We start from the raw sequence: 18869 nt of genomic DNA, 5'->3' as shown, positions 1-18869 counted from the left end.
ACAACTCATTTGAATTGAAAAAATGAGGCTCTCTTTGGGGGCCTCATTCCAATTCAACATCGCGTCAGGCTAGCCTTTCGGCGCCACACTTGGCTTTCTGTTGATGACCTGACTGCCTTCGCTGTTGCGGGTCAACGTCACTGGCAAAACTTTGGGCAGAGAGGTCACCAGGCTAGCCATCTCCCGGGTGTTATAGCTGCCGCCAATGCGGATTGCACCGGTGGCGTTATCGGCCAGCAAGATCGGTTGTGGCAGGTAACGATTGATCAATGGGAGCGCTTGGCTCAATGGCAGGTTATTGATCACGAGTTTGCCATTGCGCCAGGCAAGGCTGCTGTCGTTGGCATAGGTTTCGCTGATTTGCGGCTCGAAATCGCCGCTCTTGTAGCTGGCCTGCATTCCCGGCTCAAGGCGGTATCCGCTACCGGGTTGGGAGTTGTCACTGACAACTTGTACAGACCCTTCAAGCAGCATTACCCGGACCTGATCCTGATACATCCATACGTTGAACCTGGTTCCGGTAACCCTCACGCTGCCTTGGCCAGCGTTCACCACAAAGGGATGTTGGGCGTCGTGGCTGACCTCAAAGAACGCTTCGCCCTTGTCGAGCACCACGCTACGGCGATCCTTGTAGTTGGCGAAGGTCAGTCGGGTGCCTAGATTCAGTTCCACGCGACTGCCGTCAGCCATGGTGACCAGACGGGTGTTGCCATCGGCTTCATACGTGTCATAAGCATTTGGCAGCCAGCCTTGATTCCAGCCGATATATCCCGCTACCGGCAAGGCGAGGGCGACGATTGCAGCGGCTGCGGCATAGCTGCGCCAGTTTCTGCCCGAGTTTTCCGGCGCTGGGCGGCTGGCCATTGTCACGACGTTGCCGGTAGGCAATGGATTGACCGGTGCAACTTGCTCGGAGAGCGCCCAGATTTCCAGCATCGCCTGATATTCGACGGCATGCAGTGGATGGGCATCAAGCCAGAGCTCGAACGCCTCACGCTCTTCTGCAGTGCAATCGCTTGCGTGCATGCGCATGCACCAATGTGCTGCGGCATCGGTGACGGCGTCGTATTCGGCTTCGCTGAGAATTGGGTCGCTCATTGGTACTCCGGCTGTAGGAGCATTCTACATCTGCGTAGGAGTGGGGGAGAACAGCTATGGCTATTGAATATCAACGGATATAGCCATTTTTTGGGTAATAGCGGTCAATTCGCGTTAACGCATTCTTCCAGCGTCCTTTTTTGCACCGCGCAGCATTAGACTGCCGCTCTTCATACGCAAAAACGCGGAGCCATGGATGAACGTGCGAATCGAACAAACGTCTTGCCCCACCGAAGAGGAAGTCTCGGCAATCCTTACGCCATTGCGTGCCTATAACGTTGCCCAGGCGGGAGCATCGGGAGCGGAGAAGTTTGCGCTCCTTGTCAGAGACGAGCAGAGCAATGAAGTGTTGGGTGGACTGAATGGCAGGATCTTTTATCGCTGGATGTTCATCGAGTTGTTAGTAGTGCCGGAGCAGGCCCGTGGCCAGAAGCTAGGCTCGCGTTTGATGGCGATGGCGGAAGATTTGGCACGGGATAAAGACTGCGTCGGTATCTGGCTCGATACATTCGATTTTCAGGCACCGGATTTTTACCGCAGCCTGGGTTACAGCGAATTCGGTCAGATCAACGATTATCCGCCGGGCCATCGTCGTTACTTTTTTCAGAAACGCCTGGATCAGCTTGATGCCGTCGATTTACCTGCCTGACGATGGGCAGTAATCTCGGCAGATTCTGATGCAACGCTGTGAAGTTGGATCACTTGTTTAAAGCTGACTGGCGGAGTTTTAAATGTCTGCACCCCGTGATATCGAGACACACACCGTTAGCTTCGTTGAATTGGCTGACTTACTGCGGCGCATATTTCTACGGCACGGCACTTCAGAGGATGTTGCTCAGGTCTTGTCGCAAAACTGCGCGAGCGCGCAGCGCGATGGGTCCCACAGCCATGGGATTTTTCGCATTCCCGGTTATTTGTCATCGCTGGCCAGTGGCTGGGTCGATGGCAAAGCTGTGCCGGTCATAGAGGATGCAGGTGCTGCGTTTATTCGAGTGGATGCGGCCAACGGCTTTGCGCAGCCCGCTTTGGCGGCAGCTACGCCGTTGCTGATCGAAAAGGTGAAGAGCGCCGGTATCGCGGTTCTGGCGATCCGCAGTTCCCACCACTTCGCGGCGTTATGGCCAGACGTCGAACCCTTCGCCGCGCAAGGACTGGTGGCGTTGAGCGTGGTTAACAGCATGACCTGCGTGGTGCCTCATGGTGCACAAAGGCCGTTATTTGGCACCAACCCTATAGCGTTCGCGGCGCCTCGTGCGGGTGGTGATCCCATCGTTTTCGATCTGGCGACCAGCGCCATTGCCAATGGGGATGTGCAGATTGCCGCCCGAGCCGGACGTACCCTGCCTGCCGGCATGGGGGTCGACCGTGCGGGTGAGCCAACGCAGGACCCAAAGGCCATTCTTGACGGTGGAGCGCTTCTGCCATTTGGTGGCTACAAAGGGTCCGCGTTATCTATGATGGTCGAGCTACTTGCAGCGGGCCTTACCGGTGGCAACTTTTCGTTTGAGTTCGATTGGTCCGGGCATCCCGGAGCCCAGACACCCTGGACCGGGCAGTTGTTGATTGTTATTGATCCGGACAAGGGCAGCGGCCAGCACTTCGCCGAGCGTAGTGAGGAGCTGGTCAGGCAGATGCATGGCGTGGGGCAGGAGCGTATGCCTGGCGACCGTCGATATAAGGAGCGCGCAAAGTCACTGGCGCAAGGCATCGAAATTTCACAGGCAGAGTGGGCAAATCTGCAGGCGCTCGTGAGGTGATGGCAGCATGATGTGCCAGGACGACTGAGGGTTGAGTGAGCCGTTCGTCGTCCTCTGACTTGCGTAAATCCCTTTATCCAAATACTGTATGTTTGAACAGTAATTTGAAAGAGGCGGTTGCCATGTCCCTTAAACACGTTGCAAACACTACGACTGATCGCGCATCCATCATCGCTGGCATGAATGAAATGCAGCGTGAGGATTTTCTGGCTCTGGCTGCAGCGCTTCGCCAGTTCAATGCTTACGAACCGCTGGTGTCGATGGCTGTGGTCAACGCCCGGCACGCGGTTGAACATCACGGTCGGCTGACGGCTGACTGATTTCACCGGCTACCGGCGCATCCTGCCCGGTATCGGCCGTTTCAGGCGAGCGTTCACCCCGGCTCTTGCCATTACGTATCAGGCGCAGCGCTAATAGTGTGCCAAACAGTGAAACCACGCACCAGCCCAGTAGAAAGTTCGTCACGCGTGATTCTCCAGACAGCGTCTCATGCCAGGCATGGACGTGGATGACTCAGCATCTTCCAAAGCAAACAGTACAGTCGTTGAGCGTTATACCACTCAGCAGGCTGCTGATTCGAGTTCGCTGAGCAGCCTCGGTAAACTGCCGACTTGCCTCGCTATATATGAAACATATATGATTCGTATATTCCATTCGAGGTGAATCATGGGTCTGGTCAAGATTTCGGAACATATGCACGTCAATATTCGCGCAGCCAGTGCGGCGCTTAGTCGCTCTATAAATGCTCAGGCCGAGCACTGGATGCGGGTCGGCATGCTCAGTGAGTTGCACCCGGCGCTGAATTACAGCGAGATTTGCCAAATGCTGATCCGTACGGAGAACGCTGACGGCATCGTTCTGAGTGCGCAGACCTATGATATTTCGCCTGCTCAGTCGCAACCGAAGGTGGCCTCTCGATGAGCGGTCCTGTCAGCATTAAAAGTGAAGCGGATCTGGTTCAATTGCGGATCGCCGGCAGATTGGCTGCCGATGTTCTGGCCATGATCACTCCCCATGTAAAGGCAGGCATCAGTACTGAGGCGCTGGACGATATCTGCAATGAGTACATCGTCAAAGAACTGAAAGTGATTCCGGCGAACGTTGGCTATCACGGCTTTACCAAGACCACCTGCATTTCACCCAATGCAGTGGTGTGCCACGGCATACCGTCTTCTTCGGACATCCTCAAGGATGGCGATATCATCAACATCGATGTGGCTGTTATCAAAGACGGTTGGTACGGCGATACCAGCCGTATGTACTTTGTGGGTGAGGTCAGTCCTTTGGCGAAACGCCTGGTGCATACCACCTATGAGGCTACTCGCGCCGGTATTCACGCCGTGCGTCCGGGTGCAACGCTGGGCGACATCGGTCATGCCATCCAGACAGTCGCGCACCGTGAAGGCTTCAGTGTCGTTCGTGAATATTGTGGGCATGGGATTGGACGCAATTATCACGAAGACCCTCAAGTCCTGCATTACGGTGCGCAGGGTAAAGGTATGCGCTTGAAGGCAGGCATGGTGTTCACTATTGAGCCCATGGTCAATGCGGGCAAGCCGGGCACCAAGGTCTTGCCTGATGGCTGGACAGTGCTGACTAGAGACTTGTCTTTGTCGGCCCAGTGGGAGCATATGGTTGCTGTAACAGAGACGGGGTTCGAGTTGCTCACCCCTTGGCCCGAGGGCACCGGCGAATACCCGGCGATCTGATGCAAAAAGCCCGGCCTGAAGCAGGCCGGGCTTTTACGCTGCAACCCTAAGGTTCGTATGCTTTGGCAGCTACAACACCAGCAGAGCTGAGTTTGATCGGGTAGTTGAGCGTACGACCTGCCTTGCTCGTCGAGTCGACGCTACCGTGATGAATCAGACCGCCTTGCTGCAAGTACTCCAGGGTGTCCGCGACTGCGTTCTCCCCCCGATAGTTGTCGAGTACTTCTTTACCCAATCCCGCTGGATGAGCTTTCAGGAGACGGGTCAGAACTTCTTTCTCAAGGTCTTTATCGATAGTCATGCTTACCTCGCGTTGCTGGTTTGATGAGCGCTGCTTGATAAGTCGGACCGCCTCGAAACTGTTTTGTTTAGACTTTCTCCTCCCTGTGGGTCTTTTTCCAGTGCACCTGGGTGACACCCAGTCCCTCTGCCTGAAGAATCGCCAGTCTTATCGGTCCTGTCGCAACATTGTCGCCGACCTGCCAAACGCCCGCGTGTAGCGTTGCAATGTGCAGCGCATAGCTTTCGCACAGATGGAATGCCTGATGGCAGAAGTGTCTGGGTTCGCCGCGAAACTGATAATGAATTTCAAAGTCCGTCTGATCGTTCATCATTGCCCCTGCCTGTGGGATGTCGGGATACATCTCTGAAAATGTGTACTTCCTTGGGTACCTGGAAGCGTGAGCCTGATGAGGCTCAACAGCGTGCTGCCAGTTCATTTAGAGATCGATACAGGCTTGCAAAGACTTCAAGCGGCCGTGGATCGTACTACTGCTCCGGATGTCCTTTTGTCTGAAAAAGGAAAGGGAGATTTACACTGATTTAGACATATTTGTACACATCTCCGATGAGTGGTGAGATGTTTTTTTAGGGTGGCAAATCGCGGATGGATTAAAGCCATTGCGGTCGCGGCCCGCTTGACGGGCCGCTTGCTTTGAGGATGTCTTCGAGGCTTCAGGCAGGTGCTTTTAACCGCAGCTTTTCAGGTCTACCGGGCCAACGAACTCGTTACCACGGCCCATCACGCACGCGACCTTCTGGTTGCGCTGACGCTCCCAGCTTTCCACCGGGTAGGTCTTGTTCCAGGCCTGATAGAGCTGCTGATCCTGACGTGACAGGCGCAAGTTGTACTGCTTGCTCATATAGAAGTAGGTGCGTGCAATCATTCCGCGAATGGAAGGCCGCGGCATGACTTTTTTAGCCTTGAAATCAACCTGAGTCAGGCAGGAGCCGTACTGGCCGGTCTGGGCTGGGAGCCAGCCAAAACTAAAGTTGTTACGGTCCCCGTTAACCTCGCCAATGCTCGGCACCAGATTGTGCAGGTCGGCTTCGGCTTGCTGGAAAATCTTGTCATTTTTCGTGCAGTTCTTGCGACCACCGTTCTGCCAACACTGGCGCAAGTGACCGATTTGCCAGGCAGGAACGATGTGCTCCCATTCAATGCGCTTGGCACGCGTGGCGTTTTTGCGTGGGACGTAGCCGCAGCCAGCGATATCGACTTTGTTGCCGTTGTACTTACAGCCGCAATAGAACTCAGTCGACTGGGCTGAGTAGAGGCCCCAGGCAACTTTTTTCGCCTGACTGAATGTATGCGGTGCTTCGGCATTGACTGTGATTGGAGCGGTGAGGAGCAGTGTCGTACAGAGCAGGGTAAGGGTTCGCACCATCATGCCGTCAATCTTCCTTCGGCACTGTCCAGAAAATCTGTACGCCGCCATCATCTCGATAGGCGAGAGTCACGTTGTCGTTTTCCGCGATCTCTTCGAGCAACTGATTCCATTCATCCTCGATTTCGTCTGGCAGGCGAAATATCAGCGCCGCTTTGGCTTTTTGCGCGGTTGGCGAGTTGATGATCTTTTGTACTCGCACGCCTAAACGTTCGTAAGAGCTGGGAAGGGACTGAGTTGCTGTGCCTGGATTTGCCACGGAAAGGGTTCCTTGGGTTGCTGTACGGGCATACAGTATTTCACTGTGGGCCGTTTCGCAACTCTGCTGTAGGAACAAACGCAAAGGTCTGTGCGATTGCACAAGTATTGTCTGCAGGTAGCGGCCATGCCGTTGAGCATCCAGTGCTCAAGAAAAAACTCAAGGTGCCGATTGCTGGGGCAGGACTTCATTACGGAGGATGGCGGTAATGAGCATTTCCACGGTGGGCTTTCCAGCACCTGTCTTCAGCGTAAATGCAGGCTCCGCCGCCAGTGCAGAAGCGGTAGCGGACGAGGAGAGCAAGCTTGAGACCGTTTCAGAAGAGCAAAAAGTCAGCGGCGATATTTCTGAGCATCTGAGCGTTTCAGCCAAACAGTTGCTCAAGCGTTTAGCCGAATTGCAGGCTCAGTTGCGTGACTTGCGAAGCAAGATGCACGCCGCAGAAAACGCGTCTTACTCAAATCTCGCTGCCCGAAACGCCGTAGTGGCCAGCTTTCAAAATCAGATATCGGCCATCACCGGGACCATATTGCTGATGTCCGCCTCGTTGTTCAAAGAGCTGGACAGGAGTGGTGGTCTGAACATCACGGTGTAAATTCCTGCTGGAATTTTGGTGCTGGCGGACGTTGACAATCTCCGCGACGTTTCTCATAGTTCATTCCTCGCAAACGTTTGCGCCATGATCATCGATTCTGGTCGTTACGTGTTGCCCGACACAATAATCATAAGATCGGAGTGTACCTATGAAGCTGCCGTTTGCTGGACGCGTTCTTGCCGTTGCTATGCTCGCTGCTGTTGCCGCAACAACCTCTCTCCCTGCGTTATCCGCTGAATCCTCTGAAAAACCAAAAGTCGCGCTGGTGATGAAATCTCTCGCAAACGAGTTCTTCCGGACGATGGAAGACGGTGCGAAGGCTTATCAGAAAGAAAACGCTGACAAGTTCGATCTGATCTCCAACGGCATCAAAGACGAGTCGGACACCTCCAACCAGATCCGCATCGTTGAGCAAATGATCGTTTCCAAAGTCAACGCACTGGTCATTGCCCCGGCAGACTCCAAGGCGCTGGTGCCGGTCATCAAGAAGGCTGTAGATGCCGGGATCACGGTGGTGAACATCGACAATCAACTCGATCCTGAGGTGCTGAAAAGCAAAGGCATCAGTGTACCGTTTGTCGGTCCTGACAATCGCAAAGGCGCCAGACTGGTGGGTGAATACCTGGCACGTGACCTGAATCCGGGTGATGAGGTCGGGATCATCGAAGGCGTTTCCACCACCACCAATGCTCAGCAGCGCACAGCGGGATTCAAGGACGCTATGGAAGCCAGGCAGATGAAGATCGTGTCTGTGCAGTCCGGCAGCTGGGAAATCGACAAAGGTAATACCATTGCTTCGCAGATGCTCAACGCTCACCCGAACCTGAAAGCGTTGCTGGCCGGTAATGACAGCATGGCGCTGGGTGCTGTGTCTGCTGTGCGCGCTGCCGGGAAAGCGGGGCAGGTCAAAGTAGTAGGCTATGACAACATCAAGGCTATTCAGCCAATGATCGCGGATGGTCGAGTACTGGCCACTGCTGATCAGTTCGCCGCCAGGCAAGCCATGTTCGGTATCGACGCGGCCTTGAAGATTCTCAAGGGTGAAAAAGTCGAGACCGTTAATGGCGTCATCGAAACGCCGGTCACTCTGATCACCCATTCCAAGCTGTAACCCCCTTCGCCGAATGAATGCATCTGCCCGGTCCGGGCAGGTGCACGGAGAGTTTTATGTCGGCTTCTACTCAAACCGCTGTGCTATCTGTCAGCGGTATAGGTAAGACCTACGCGCAACCGGTACTCGGCGGCATCGACCTGACGTTGATGCGCGGCGAAGTACTGGCCCTCACAGGGGAGAACGGCGCGGGGAAAAGTACCCTTTCGAAAATCATCGGCGGCCTGGAAACGCCCACCACTGGGCAGATGCAATTTCAGGGCGAGCGTTATCAGCCGGCCAATCGGACCCAGGCAGAAAAGCTGGGTGTACGCATGGTGATGCAGGAGCTCAACCTTCTGCCAACGCTCTCTGTCGCCGAAAACCTGTTTCTTGACAACCTGCCGCGCCGTGCGGGCTGGATCAATCGCAAACGTCTGCGCGAAGATGCGATTCAGGCCATGGCTCAAGTGGGGCTGGACGCTATCGACCCGGATACGCTGGTCAGCGAGCTGGGCATCGGTCATCAGCAAATGGTCGAGATCGCCCGCAACCTGATCGGTGATTGTCGGGTGCTGATTCTCGACGAGCCGACCGCGATGCTGACCGCTCGGGAGGTCGAGATGTTGTTTGAGCAGATCACCCGCCTGCAGGCGCGCGGTGTATCCATCATCTACATCTCTCACCGTCTTGAAGAACTGCAGCGTGTTGCGCAACGCATTGCTGTACTGCGCGACGGCAAGCTGGTGTGCGTCGATTCCATCGCCAATTACAGCAGCGAGCAGTTGGTGACATTGATGGTCGGGCGCGAGCTGGGTGACAAGATCGATCTGGGCGAGCGCCAGATCGGTGAGGTAGCGCTGAGCCTCAAAGGCCTGAGCCGTGGCGAGAAAGTCCGGGATGTTTCTTTTCAGGTGCGCAAGGGCGAGATTTTCGGTATTTCCGGATTGATCGGTGCCGGGCGCACCGAGCTTCTGCGCCTTATCTATGGTGCCGATCTTGCCGACAGCGGCAGCATCGAGCTGGGGTCACCCCTTCGCAGCGCTTCCATTCGCTCGCCTGCCGACGCTGTTCGTCAGGGTATCGCGTTAATAACTGAAGACCGCAAGGGCGAGGGGCTTTTGCTGACCCAGTCCATCGGCGCCAATATCGCCTTGGGCAATATGGACGCAGTCTCAGCAGGCGGGCTGGTCAAAACCCAGGATGAGATGAGCCTTGCGCAACGGCAGATTGACGCCATGCACATCCGCAGTTCCGGCCCGGCGCAACTGGTGTCGGAGTTGTCTGGTGGCAATCAGCAGAAGGTAGTAATTGGTCGATGGCTCGAGCGTGACTGCCCGATCATGCTGTTCGATGAGCCAACCCGCGGCATCGATGTCGGGGCCAAATTTGATATCTACGGGTTGTTCGGTGAGCTGACCCGTCAGGGCCGGGCGCTGGTCGTGGTCTCCAGTGATTTGCGCGAGCTGATGCTGATCTGTGACCGCATAGGCGTGCTGTCTGCCGGGCGCCTGATCGAAACCTTCGAGCGCGACAGCTGGACCCAGGACGAATTGCTTGCTGCCGCATTTGCCGGCTACCAAAAACGCGACGCGCTGCTCAGTGAAGCTGCGCCGAGGACTGCTTGATGAAAACCTCAACCCCTTCAACGGCTTTGCCTTCAACCGCCAAGCGTGGCGGCACCTATTTTGGCCTGGGGACTTATCTAGGCCTGGCAGGTGCTTTGCTGGCGATGATCGTGTTGTTCTCGCTGCTCAGTGACCACTTTCTCTCGTATGGCACCTTTAGCACCATTGCCAACCAGATCCCAGACTTGATGGTGTTGGCGGTGGGCATGACCTTTGTGCTGATAATCGGCGGTATTGATCTGTCGGTAGGCTCGGTGCTGGCGCTTGCAGCTTCAGCGGTCAGCGTGGCCATTCTCGGCTGGGGCTGGAGCATTTTTCCGGCGGCACTGTTTGGCATGGCGTGCGCCACCCTGGCGGGCACCATCACCGGGTCGATTACTGTTGCCTGGCGCATTCCTTCATTCATCGTGTCATTGGGCGTGCTGGAAATGGCTCGTGGCGTGGCGTACCAGATGACCGACTCGCGCACGGCATACATTGGCGACTCCTATGCCTGGTTATCGAATCCTTTTGCGTTCGGCATCTCTCCATCGTTTGTGATCGCCTTGCTGGTGATTTTCGCCGCTCAGGCGCTGCTCACCCGCACGGTATTCGGGCGTTACCTGATCGGCATTGGCACCAACGAGGAGGCCGTGCGGCTGGCAGGGATCAATCCCAAGCCTTACAAGATTCTGGTGTTTTCGTTGATGGGGCTATTGGCGGGCGTGGCTGCGCTGTTCCAGATTTCCCGTCTGGAGGCGGCTGACCCCAACGCTGGCTCAGGCCTTGAGCTGCAAGTTATCGCCGCAGTGGTCATTGGCGGTACAAGCCTGATGGGCGGGCGCGGTTCCATCATCAGTACCTTTTTTGGCGTACTGATCATTTCCGTGCTGGCGGCCGGACTGGCGCAGATGGGGGCTACAGAGCCGACCAAGCGGATCATTACCGGCGCGGTGATTGTCATTGCGGTGGTGCTCGACACTTATCGCAGTCACCGCGCCAAGCGCCAGGTCTGACATGGCGACGATCAAGGATGTGGCGGCGCTGGCTGGTATTTCCTACACCACGGTTTCTCATGTCCTGAACAAATCCAGGCCCGTGAGCGACGAGGTCAGGATCAAGGTCGAGGCTGCCATTCAGCAACTGGATTATGTGCCTAGCGCTGTCGCTCGCTCCCTCAAGGCCAAGTCGACATCGACCATTGGGCTGCTGATTCCTAATGGCGTGAATCCCTATTTTGCCGAGTTGGCACGAGGCATTGAAGACTACTGCGAGCGCAATGGTTTCTGCGTCATCCTGTGTAACTGCGACGACAACGCGGATAAGCAACGGGGCTATTTGCGGGTACTGCTGGAGAAGCGTGTCGATGGCCTGATCGTGTCTTCAGTGGGCGGTGACCCCGGTCTGGATGGCGGCCTTGCAGGTGTCCGTACGCCCATGGTGGTGGTTGACCGGGAACTCGAAGGCATTGACGCCGATCTGGTGCGCATTGATCACGAGCTGGGTGGCTACCTGGCGACCCGGCATTTGCTGGGGTTGGGTCATAGGCATATCGCCTGCATTCGAGGCCCGTCGCAAACCAGCGTGGCGCGGTTGCGGTTCCGTGGCTATGAGCTGGCCATGGCGCAAGCCGACATTCACGTAGAGCCCCACTGGATAATCGAAAGCGACTACACCAGTCCGGGGGGCTATCAGGCGGCAGTCGGCCTGTTATCGGGCACCCCCCCGACCGCCATCTTCGCTGGCAATGACATGATCGGGATCGGGGTGCTGCGTGCTGCGGCCGAGCGCGGTATTCAGGTGCCAAGGGATCTGTCAGTGGTGGGGTTCGATGACATCGAAATGAGTCGCTATGTGTATCCGGCCCTGACCACGGTGGGGCAGTCAATTGTCGAGTTGGGTGAGAGTGCCGCGCAGATGTTGTTGCGGCGCATATCAGGGGCGTTTGAAGGCGCTACCGAGCAGCGTGTTGTGACGCCGAGCATTGTGTTGCGCGAGTCAACCGCGCCGCCTATTTCATGAATTACGTTGAGTAACCGCGATGAGCACAAACAAGAATGCGCACCTGTCGCACGCCCAGGTTGTTGTGGTCGGCAGTTTGAATATGGATCTGGTCACGCGTGCGCAACGCTTGCCGGGTCCGGGGGAAACCTTGAGCGGGGATTCGTTTGCCACTGTGTCCGGCGGCAAGGGTGCCAATCAGGCGGTCGCAGCGGCTCGGCTGGGTGCAAGGGTGGCAATGATCGGTTGCGTGGGTGATGACGCCTATGGCGAGCAGTTGCGCGCTGCACTGGCGGCTGAGCAGATTGATTGTCAGGGGCTGACCACCGTGCCGGGCGTGTCCACCGGCATTGCTTCGATTGTGGTGGATGCCAATGGTCAGAACGCGATCATCATCGTCGCAGGGGGCAACGGCCAGCTGACTCCAGATGTGATTGACCGTTTCGACGCGTTGCTTGGTGCTTCTCAGGTGGTGATTTGTCAGCTGGAAGTGCCGGTGCCCACCGTTGCGCATGTGTTGCGTCGTGCGCGTGAACTGGGCAAGACCGTTATTCTCAATCCGGCTCCGGCATCTGCTGCGCTGCCCGAACAGTGGTATTCGTTGATTGATTACCTGATTCCCAATGAGACTGAGGCAGCAATACTGAGCGGGATCGTGGTGGACTCTGCGGTGTCCGCAGAGCGTGCGGCTCAATCCCTGCTGGCTGCGGGCGCAGGCAAGGTGATCATTACGTTGGGTGAGCAGGGCGCGTTGCTGGCGTCCGCGCAGGGCATCGAACAGTTTTCTGCGCCGCGTGTCACTGCGGTCGACAGCACCGCTGCGGGTGATACATTTGTCGGTGGTTTCGCTGCGGCGCTGGCTCAAGGTCGTACTGAGGCTGAGGCGATTCGTTTCGCACAAAAGGCTGCGGCATTGTCGGTAACCCGAGCGGGTGCGCAGCCTTCCATCCCTGATAGCGCTGAAGTAGAAAGGTTTGACCTCACATGAAAAAAACACCCTTGCTCAACATCGCTCTGTCTCGCGTGATCGCTTCCCTGGGGCACGGCGATATCGTGATGATCGTTGACGCTGGCATGCCTATCCCGGCGGGCGTGGAATTGATTGATCTGGCAGTGACCCGTGGGATGGCCGATTTCGCCAGTGTGCTGGATACCGTATTGAGCGAAATGCAGGTCGAAAGCCATGTGCTGGCCGAAGAGATCATGTTCAAGAAACCGCCCGCTCTGAGTGTTATCGAAGGGCTGAATCTGGACGGTGATCTGGGGGAACAGCGGCTGCTCAGCCATGAGGCCCTCAAGACCCTGAGCAAAAGTGCCAAAGCAATTGTACGTACTGGCGAGTGCGAGCCATATAGCAATATTGCATTGGTCGCCGGTGTGGTTTTCTGACTGTCCGTAATGAACGTTTAATCTGAACAGGGAGTTCGCTATGCAAGCGTTGTGTCTCGGTAAACACTTTCTTCTCAAACAGTTTCTTCGGAGCCTGCTGCTTTTGTCCATTCTCAGTGCAAGCGTTACCTACGCCGCGCAAAAGCGCGATTTGATCATCGACACCGATCCGGGGGCTGATGACGTGGTGGCTTTGTTGCTTGCACTGGCATCGCCCGAGGAGTTGAACGTTCTGGCGATTACTACCGTGGCCGGCAATGTGCGTCTGGACAAAACTTCGCGTAATGCCCGTCTGGCTCGCGAGTGGGCAGGGCGCGAAGACGTGCCGGTGTATGCCGGTGCGTCAAAGCCCTTGGTGCGTACACCGATCTACGCAGAAAATGTTCACGGCCAGGAAGGTTTGCCCGGTGTCCCCGTGCATGAACCCAAGCAAGGGCTGGCTCAGGGCAGTGCGGTGCAATACCTGATCGACACCTTGCGCAAGGCCGAACCGCACAGCATTACCATTGCCATGCTCGGGCCGCAAACCAACCTGGCGCTTGCATTGGTTCAGGACCCTGAGATCACGCAGGGCATCAAGGAAGTTGTGGTGATGGGCGGGGCGCACTTCAATGGCGGTAATATCACGCCGGTTGCCGAATTCAACTTGTTCGCTGACCCACATGCGGCTCAAGTGGTTTTGGCCAGTGGCGTGAAGTTGACCTATCTGCCGCTGGATGTGACCCACAAAATTCTCACCAGTGAGCAGCGTCTGAAACAGATTGCAGCGTTGAATAATCAGGCAGGCAAACTGGTAGGCAACATTCTCAATGAGTACGTGAAGCTTGATATGGAGCACTACGGTCTGCCCGGTGGTCCAGTGCATGACGCCAGCGTCATCGCCTGGCTGCTTAAGCCTGAGCTGTTCAGCGGAAGGCAGATCAACGTGGCTATCGATAGTCGCGAAGGCGTAGGCTTTGGTCAGACTGTTGCTGACTGGTACGACACGCTCGGTCGGGACAAAAATGTGTTCTGGGTTGAAAGTGGCGACGCACAGGGCTTCTTCGATCTGTTGACCAGTCGACTCTCACGCCTTAAATAACCGTCCCTTCAGCAGACTGGCTCGTGCGCTTTTTACGCTGTGCCGGTTTCGCTCGGGTAGCGGGCGAGCACTTGCGTGATAAATGCCAGGGCGCCTTCGCTACCTAACTCCTTCACCAGCAAGTCCACGGCAATGATCGCCAGCTCCTCGGGGTTTCCCGGGCTATGTGATGAGTGTCCTTGCGGCCATTTCGCCTTGATGTCTGCATCGATGGATACGACTGCCATTGCTGCCTCGTCTCGTCGTCTTTAGGAAGAGCCTGTGCGCGGATTAGCCTGAGCGGCCGACGCTGAACCCAGTAAAGCATTTCAGGTGCTGTTTGACACTGCGACCTAAGGCTGTACGACCGGGGCAATCAGTGGGCGGGTGCGTAAACTCATGTTTTGTGACGATTTGCTTTCACGTGGGGCAATCAGCTCGGGCAGACTGCGCAGCGGTCTGTAGTGATGGCCTTGAACTGGCCATGTGTTGCAACGAATGAGGTGTGGCGCTGTCGCAAGAGTTCAGCTTTTGTTTATCGGTCAAGGAGTCTGTATGCCGTGGAAAATCTCTTCAGTCGGGTTGGTTGTTGCTTTGTCGTTAATGGCAGGGTGCAGCAGTACGTCTGAACCAGCCGCTCAAGAACCGAGTACGCCAACTGCTGGAGGGCGCTGTGACGCCGCAGGTGCCCAGTTTGCGGTAGGTCAGCAGGCATCAGCTGCCTTGCTGGCTCAAGCGCGAGCGAAGGCGGGTGCGCAAGATGCACGGTTCATTGGGGCCAATGACATGGTCACGCTGGAATATCGCTCCAACCGAGTCAACCTCAACACCGATGCCAATGGCAAGGTTGTGCGGGTCAACTGCGGTTGATTCGAGCTTTTTTGTATCCATAAAAAAACCCCGTCAGTGACGGGGTTTTTTTAGATCGCTCGGATTACTCCGGACGAACCTGAGCAGCTTGCATGCCCTTTTGGCCTTTCTCAGCCACGAAGGAAACGGTTTGGCCTTCTTTCAGGCTTTTGAAACCGTCGCTTTCGATAGCTTTGAAGTGTACGAACAGGTCGTCACCGCCACCCTGTGGGGTGATAAAGCCGAAGCCTTTTTCGTCGTTGAACCATTTTACGGTGCCGGTTTGGCGATTAGACATGGTGAATCTCCAAGAACATAATTTTTTCAGTGTACGTGTTGCTCAGGCCAACTGGGCACACCGGCCTATCATAGTCGAAATGTGGGAATGTAGAACTTTTTCAGTAAGAACTTTGAGCGGTTGTCGTAAGTAAGCTGGGAATAAGTCCGGCGAGCACAGCAGAATTCGGGATGGCGTTGACAAGTGCTGAATCAGTTGGCGGGGCTGAAAGGCACGTATTTCAAGGCTTCCAGATTTTTCGTGAAGTGTTGTTGCAACACGCCCCGCGACGCTCTACGGAATCATATAAATGAATTATTTTTTTATTTAGTGCAGTTTTTGGAAACTAAATCCTTCATTTTTGCAGCCTGTGCAGGGGTTGGTGGCAGATTGTCATTGCTCATTTTTTCAATTTCAGCGCTGCTGAAGTTCTTGCTCACTTGGTCCGCTCCGCACTCGCAATGAGCCTTGGCTGATTTTTCATCCAGCTTCTTACCCGCGGTGGCTACGCAATCATTAATGAATTTTGCTTTAGTTGGGGCGCTCATGGCTGCCTGAGCGCTGAGTGGCACTGCCAGTGCGACAGGGGCGAGCAGGGCTAATAGACGTAGAAGCTTCATGGCGTTTTCCTTTTATGGGGCATAACGAGTTTGCGATGGATTGCACAACCATCTGACGGCCATAACGCGCACCAGTTCAGCGCTTATTCGAACGGAGCGGATATCTGAAGTGCGATTGATTGATCCGGTGTGCGTGTGATCGTGCTGAGCTGTGCTAGGATGCGCGTCCTTTATATCTGCTAGCGCTTGGCTGTTGCTCATTTCGCCGTTGCTACGCAGTTTTTTGTTTAATCCAGTCATCTGGTTCGGTTCAAGGTTGGCCGCAAGGCTCCTGCCACTGTGAGGCAGGCACACCACCGGATCACGTACTGGCTCATCCCAACCCACGTGACCTTTGGTAGGGGTCACCACTAGGAGAGGAGGCGCCATGCCCACCATTACTCTTCCCGACGGCAGTCAACGTTCATTCGATCACCCGGTTTCCGTAGCCGAGGTCGCGCTTTCCATTGGTGCCGGTTTGGCCAAGGCCACCGTTGCAGGAAAAGTCGACGGTCAACTGGTCGATGCCAGCGATCTGATCGAAAAAGATGCCAGCCTGCAAATCATTACCCCCAAGGACCAGGAAGGGCTGGAGATCATCCGCCACTCGTGCGCCCACTTGGTAGGTCATGCGGTCAAGCAGCTGTACCCGACTGCAAAAATGGTTATCGGGCCAGTCATTGATGACGGCTTTTATTACGATATCGCTTACGAGCGCCCGTTCACGCCTGATGACATGGCGGCGATCGAGCAGCGCATGCAGCAACTGATCGAAAAAGATTACGACGTCATCAAGAAGGTGACGCCGCGCGCCGAGGTGATCGACGTTTTCACCGCGCGTCACGAAGATTACAAGCTGCGTCTGGTAGAAGACATGCCAGAGCAGCAGACCATGGGTCTGTACTACCACGAAGAATATGTCGACATGTGCCGCGGTCCGCACGTGCCGAACACTCGCTTCCTCAAATCGTTCAAACTGACCAAGCTGTCCGGTGCTTACTGGCGCGGCGACGCGAAGAACGAGCAGTTGCAACGTGTCTATGGCACCGCCTGGGCCGACAAGAAGCAACTGGCGGCTTACATCCAGCGCATCGAAGAAGCTGAAAAACGCGATCACCGTAAGATCGGCAAGCGTCTCGGCCTGTTTCACACCCAGGAAGAAGCGCCGGGCATGGTGTTTTGGCATCCACAGGGTTGGGCCCTGTATCAGGTGCTTGAGCAGTACATGCGTAAAGTGCAGCGCGAGAATGGTTATCTGGAGATCAAAACTCCGCAGGTGGTGGATCGCTCCCTGTGGGAAAAGTCCGGTCACTGGGCGAACTACGCCGATAACATGTTCACCACTGAGTCCGAGAGCCGCGATTACGCAATCAAACCGATGAACTGCCCATGCCACGTGCAGGTGTTCAATCAGGGCCTGAAAAGCTATCGCGAGCTGCCTATGCGTCTGGCCGAGTTCGGTGCCTGCCACCGTAACGAGCCGTCCGGTGCCCTGCACGGGATCATGCGTGTCCGTGGTTTCACTCAGGACGATGCACACATCTTCTGTACTGAAGACCAGATGCAGGCTGAGTCCGCAGCATTCATCAAGCTGACTCTGGATGTCTATGCCGACTTCGGCTTCAAGGACATCGAACTGAAGCTTTCAACCCGTCCTGAAAAGCGTGTGGGTTCCGATGAGCTGTGGGATCGCGCTGAAAGCGCACTGGCATCGGCACTGGATAGCGCGGGTCTGCCTTATGATCTGCAGCCGGGCGAAGGTGCATTCTACGGTCCGAAGATCGAGTTTTCGTTGAAAGACTGCCTGGGTCGTGTCTGGCAGTGTGGTACTCTGCAGCTCGATTTTAACCTGCCGATTCGTTTGAGTGCCGAATACGTCTCCGAAGACAACAGTCGTAAGCATCCGGTGATGTTGCACCGCGCGATTCTTGGTTCCTTCGAGCGTTTCATCGGGATTCTGATCGAGCACTATGAAGGTGCGTTCCCAGCCTGGCTGGCGCCCACTCAGGCAGTGATCATGAATATCACTGATAAACAGGCAGATTTTGCCCTTGAAGTGGAAAAAATTCTTGCCGAAAGCGGGTTTCGTGCCAAGTCCGACTTGAGAAATGAAAAGATCGGCTTTAAAATCCGTGAGCATACTTTGCTCAAGGTCCCTTATCTCCTCGTGATTGGAGATCGGGAAGTTGAAATGCAAACTGTCGCTGTGCGTACACGCGAAGGTGCAGACCTCGGCTCGATGCCGGTCGCCCAGTTCGCTGAATTCCTCGCACAAGCGGTTTCCCGGCGTGGTCGCCAAGATTCGGAGTAATTACTATTAAGCGTGAAATGAGACAAGATAAACGAGCTGCACCGAAAGCCCCGATCAACGAGAATATCTCGGCACGCGAGGTTCGGTTAATTGGAGCTGAAGGCGAGCAGCTTGGGATTGTGTCAATTGAAGACGCGCTTCTTAAGGCTGAAGAGGCCAAACTGGATCTGGTGGAGATTTCCGCCGATGCAGTACCCCCTGTTTGCAAGCTGATGGACTACGGCAAATCGATCTTCGAAAAGAAGAAGCAGATTGCTGCCGCGAAGAAAAACCAGAAGCAGATTCAGGTTAAAGAAATCAAGTTTCGTCCAGGGACGGAGGAAGGGGATTACCAGGTAAAACTACGCAACCTGGTACGTTTCCTGAGTGACGGGGACAGGGCCAAGGTATCGTTAAGATTCCGCGGTCGTGAGATGGCCCACCAGGAGCTGGGCATGGAACTGTTGAAGCGGGTTGAAGGTGACCTTCTTGAATACGGTTCCGTTGAGCAGCATCCTAAGATGGAAGGACGCCAGCTGATTATGGTCATCGCCCCGAAAAAGAAGAAATAACCACCAGGGCACGGCAGGCCTTGCGGTTATGTTTATCAACTGAATGCGGA

General features: G+C 55.6%; 25 protein-coding genes. 16 read left to right on the top strand and 9 right to left on the bottom strand.

What is annotated here, in order from left to right; genetic code table 11:
• Positions 1–69 precede the first annotated feature (69 nt).
• Positions 70–1098, bottom strand: a complete 1029-nt coding sequence (locus ABRP31_RS16685) for a FecR family protein (protein WP_349969384.1) — start codon at positions 1096–1098, stop codon at positions 70–72.
• A 196-nt stretch (positions 1099–1294) separates the two neighbouring features.
• Between ABRP31_RS16685 and ABRP31_RS16680 the strand changes: the two genes are divergently transcribed.
• The 3 genes from ABRP31_RS16680 (at position 1295) to ABRP31_RS16670 (ending at position 3175) form a co-directional block, all read left to right on the top strand.
• Positions 1295–1747: a GNAT family N-acetyltransferase gene (locus ABRP31_RS16680; RefSeq protein WP_349969383.1), complete on the top strand. Its 453-nt coding sequence runs from the start codon at positions 1295–1297 to the stop codon at positions 1745–1747.
• 82 nt (positions 1748–1829) lie between these two features.
• Complete coding sequence (locus tag ABRP31_RS16675) at positions 1830–2855, top strand: Ldh family oxidoreductase (RefSeq protein WP_087265029.1); 1026 nt, start codon at positions 1830–1832, stop codon at positions 2853–2855.
• 122 nt (positions 2856–2977) lie between these two features.
• Positions 2978–3175, top strand: a complete 198-nt coding sequence (locus ABRP31_RS16670) for a hypothetical protein (RefSeq protein WP_087265028.1) — start codon at positions 2978–2980, stop codon at positions 3173–3175.
• Here ABRP31_RS16670 and ABRP31_RS16665 read toward each other — a convergent pair.
• Positions 3126–3320 (bottom strand): hypothetical protein, encoded by a 195-nt coding sequence (locus ABRP31_RS16665; protein WP_144443230.1) that lies wholly within the window; start codon positions 3318–3320, stop codon positions 3126–3128. The two genes, ABRP31_RS16670 and ABRP31_RS16665, sit on opposite strands and share 50 nt — an antisense overlap.
• Before the next feature lie 201 nt (positions 3321–3521).
• On the opposite strand from ABRP31_RS16665, the gene ABRP31_RS16660 reads away from it, so the two are divergent.
• On the top strand, positions 3522–3776 hold the full coding sequence (locus ABRP31_RS16660; RefSeq protein ID WP_349969382.1) for a ParD-like family protein: 255 nt from the start codon (positions 3522–3524) through the stop codon (positions 3774–3776).
• On the top strand, positions 3773–4564 hold the full coding sequence (gene map, locus ABRP31_RS16655; protein ID WP_349969381.1) for a type I methionyl aminopeptidase: 792 nt from the start codon (positions 3773–3775) through the stop codon (positions 4562–4564). Before ABRP31_RS16660 ends, map begins: the two co-directional genes overlap by 4 nt.
• Positions 4565–4610: 46 nt before the next feature.
• Here the strand turns inward: map and ABRP31_RS16650 are convergent, their stop codons facing one another.
• From ABRP31_RS16650 to ABRP31_RS16635, 4 genes are all read right to left on the bottom strand, one after another.
• Complete coding sequence (locus ABRP31_RS16650; RefSeq protein ID WP_349969380.1) at positions 4611–4865, bottom strand: hypothetical protein; 255 nt, start codon at positions 4863–4865, stop codon at positions 4611–4613.
• Positions 4866–4932: 67 nt separating this feature from the next.
• Positions 4933–5175, bottom strand: a complete 243-nt coding sequence (locus ABRP31_RS16645) for a DUF6555 family protein (RefSeq protein WP_087265277.1) — start codon at positions 5173–5175, stop codon at positions 4933–4935.
• Positions 5176–5532: 357 nt separating this feature from the next.
• Positions 5533–6234 carry an endonuclease I family protein gene (locus ABRP31_RS16640; protein ID WP_349969379.1) on the bottom strand — a complete coding sequence of 234 codons (702 nt, stop codon included), beginning with the start codon at positions 6232–6234 and terminating at the stop codon, positions 5533–5535.
• 4 nt (positions 6235–6238) lie between these two features.
• The gene (locus ABRP31_RS16635) at positions 6239–6490 is read right to left on the bottom strand and encodes a DUF1654 domain-containing protein (RefSeq protein ID WP_238599524.1); all 252 of its coding nucleotides are present in this window, start codon (positions 6488–6490) and stop codon (positions 6239–6241) included.
• A gap of 208 nt (positions 6491–6698) precedes the next feature.
• On the opposite strand from ABRP31_RS16635, the gene ABRP31_RS16630 reads away from it, so the two are divergent.
• From ABRP31_RS16630 to ABRP31_RS16595, 8 genes are all read left to right on the top strand, one after another.
• Positions 6699–7085: a hypothetical protein gene (locus ABRP31_RS16630; protein WP_349969377.1), complete on the top strand. Its 387-nt coding sequence runs from the start codon at positions 6699–6701 to the stop codon at positions 7083–7085.
• A gap of 148 nt (positions 7086–7233) precedes the next feature.
• Complete coding sequence (locus tag ABRP31_RS16625) at positions 7234–8196, top strand: sugar ABC transporter substrate-binding protein (RefSeq protein WP_087265021.1); 963 nt, start codon at positions 7234–7236, stop codon at positions 8194–8196.
• Between the two features lie 56 nt (positions 8197–8252).
• Positions 8253–9803, top strand: a complete 1551-nt coding sequence (locus ABRP31_RS16620) for a sugar ABC transporter ATP-binding protein (protein WP_087265020.1) — start codon at positions 8253–8255, stop codon at positions 9801–9803.
• Positions 9803–10798 (top strand): ABC transporter permease, encoded by a 996-nt coding sequence (locus ABRP31_RS16615; protein WP_349969376.1) that lies wholly within the window; start codon positions 9803–9805, stop codon positions 10796–10798. Before ABRP31_RS16620 ends, ABRP31_RS16615 begins: the two co-directional genes overlap by 1 nt.
• Position 10799: 1 nt before the next feature.
• Positions 10800–11804, top strand: a complete 1005-nt coding sequence (locus tag ABRP31_RS16610) for a LacI family DNA-binding transcriptional regulator (RefSeq protein ID WP_349969375.1) — start codon at positions 10800–10802, stop codon at positions 11802–11804.
• Between the two features lie 19 nt (positions 11805–11823).
• Positions 11824–12771, top strand: coding sequence for a ribokinase (gene rbsK, locus ABRP31_RS16605; RefSeq protein ID WP_349969374.1), 948 nt, complete (start codon positions 11824–11826; stop codon positions 12769–12771).
• Positions 12768–13172 (top strand): D-ribose pyranase, encoded by a 405-nt coding sequence (rbsD, locus tag ABRP31_RS16600; protein WP_087265016.1) that lies wholly within the window; start codon positions 12768–12770, stop codon positions 13170–13172. Before rbsK ends, rbsD begins: the two co-directional genes overlap by 4 nt.
• Positions 13173–13212: 40 nt before the next feature.
• Entirely contained in the window at positions 13213–14253 is a 1041-nt protein-coding gene (locus ABRP31_RS16595; protein ID WP_349969373.1) for a nucleoside hydrolase, read from the top strand.
• Positions 14254–14285: 32 nt separating this feature from the next.
• Here the strand turns inward: ABRP31_RS16595 and ABRP31_RS16590 are convergent, their stop codons facing one another.
• Positions 14286–14480: a hypothetical protein gene (locus ABRP31_RS16590; protein WP_087265014.1), complete on the bottom strand. Its 195-nt coding sequence runs from the start codon at positions 14478–14480 to the stop codon at positions 14286–14288.
• A 307-nt stretch (positions 14481–14787) separates the two neighbouring features.
• Between ABRP31_RS16590 and ABRP31_RS16585 the strand changes: the two genes are divergently transcribed.
• Positions 14788–15102 carry an I78 family peptidase inhibitor gene (locus ABRP31_RS16585; protein WP_087265013.1) on the top strand — a complete coding sequence of 105 codons (315 nt, stop codon included), beginning with the start codon at positions 14788–14790 and terminating at the stop codon, positions 15100–15102.
• Positions 15103–15166: 64 nt separating this feature from the next.
• Here the strand turns inward: ABRP31_RS16585 and ABRP31_RS16580 are convergent, their stop codons facing one another.
• Together ABRP31_RS16580 and ABRP31_RS16575 are read right to left on the bottom strand one after the other, a co-directional pair.
• Positions 15167–15379, bottom strand: a complete 213-nt coding sequence (locus ABRP31_RS16580; RefSeq protein WP_003179963.1) for a cold-shock protein — start codon at positions 15377–15379, stop codon at positions 15167–15169.
• Between the two features lie 302 nt (positions 15380–15681).
• Positions 15682–15978: a hypothetical protein gene (locus ABRP31_RS16575; protein ID WP_349969370.1), complete on the bottom strand. Its 297-nt coding sequence runs from the start codon at positions 15976–15978 to the stop codon at positions 15682–15684.
• A 367-nt stretch (positions 15979–16345) separates the two neighbouring features.
• Here ABRP31_RS16575 and thrS point away from each other — a divergent pair, with 367 nt between their 5' ends.
• Positions 16346–18268 (top strand): threonine--tRNA ligase, encoded by a 1923-nt coding sequence (gene thrS / locus ABRP31_RS16570; protein ID WP_087265011.1) that lies wholly within the window; start codon positions 16346–16348, stop codon positions 18266–18268.
• Positions 18268–18819, top strand: a complete 552-nt coding sequence (infC, locus tag ABRP31_RS16565; RefSeq protein ID WP_169857083.1) for a translation initiation factor IF-3 — start codon at positions 18268–18270, stop codon at positions 18817–18819. The genes thrS and infC overlap by 1 nt, the downstream gene beginning before the upstream one ends.
• The last annotated feature ends 50 nt before the right edge of the window (positions 18820–18869 follow it).

This window comes from Pseudomonas caspiana, from assembly GCF_040224095.2.
GTDB classification, from domain to species: domain Bacteria; phylum Pseudomonadota; class Gammaproteobacteria; order Pseudomonadales; family Pseudomonadaceae; genus Aquipseudomonas; species Aquipseudomonas caspiana.
The sequence above is the reverse complement of the archived record's forward strand: the minus strand, read 5'-3'. Positions and strand labels throughout refer to the sequence as shown.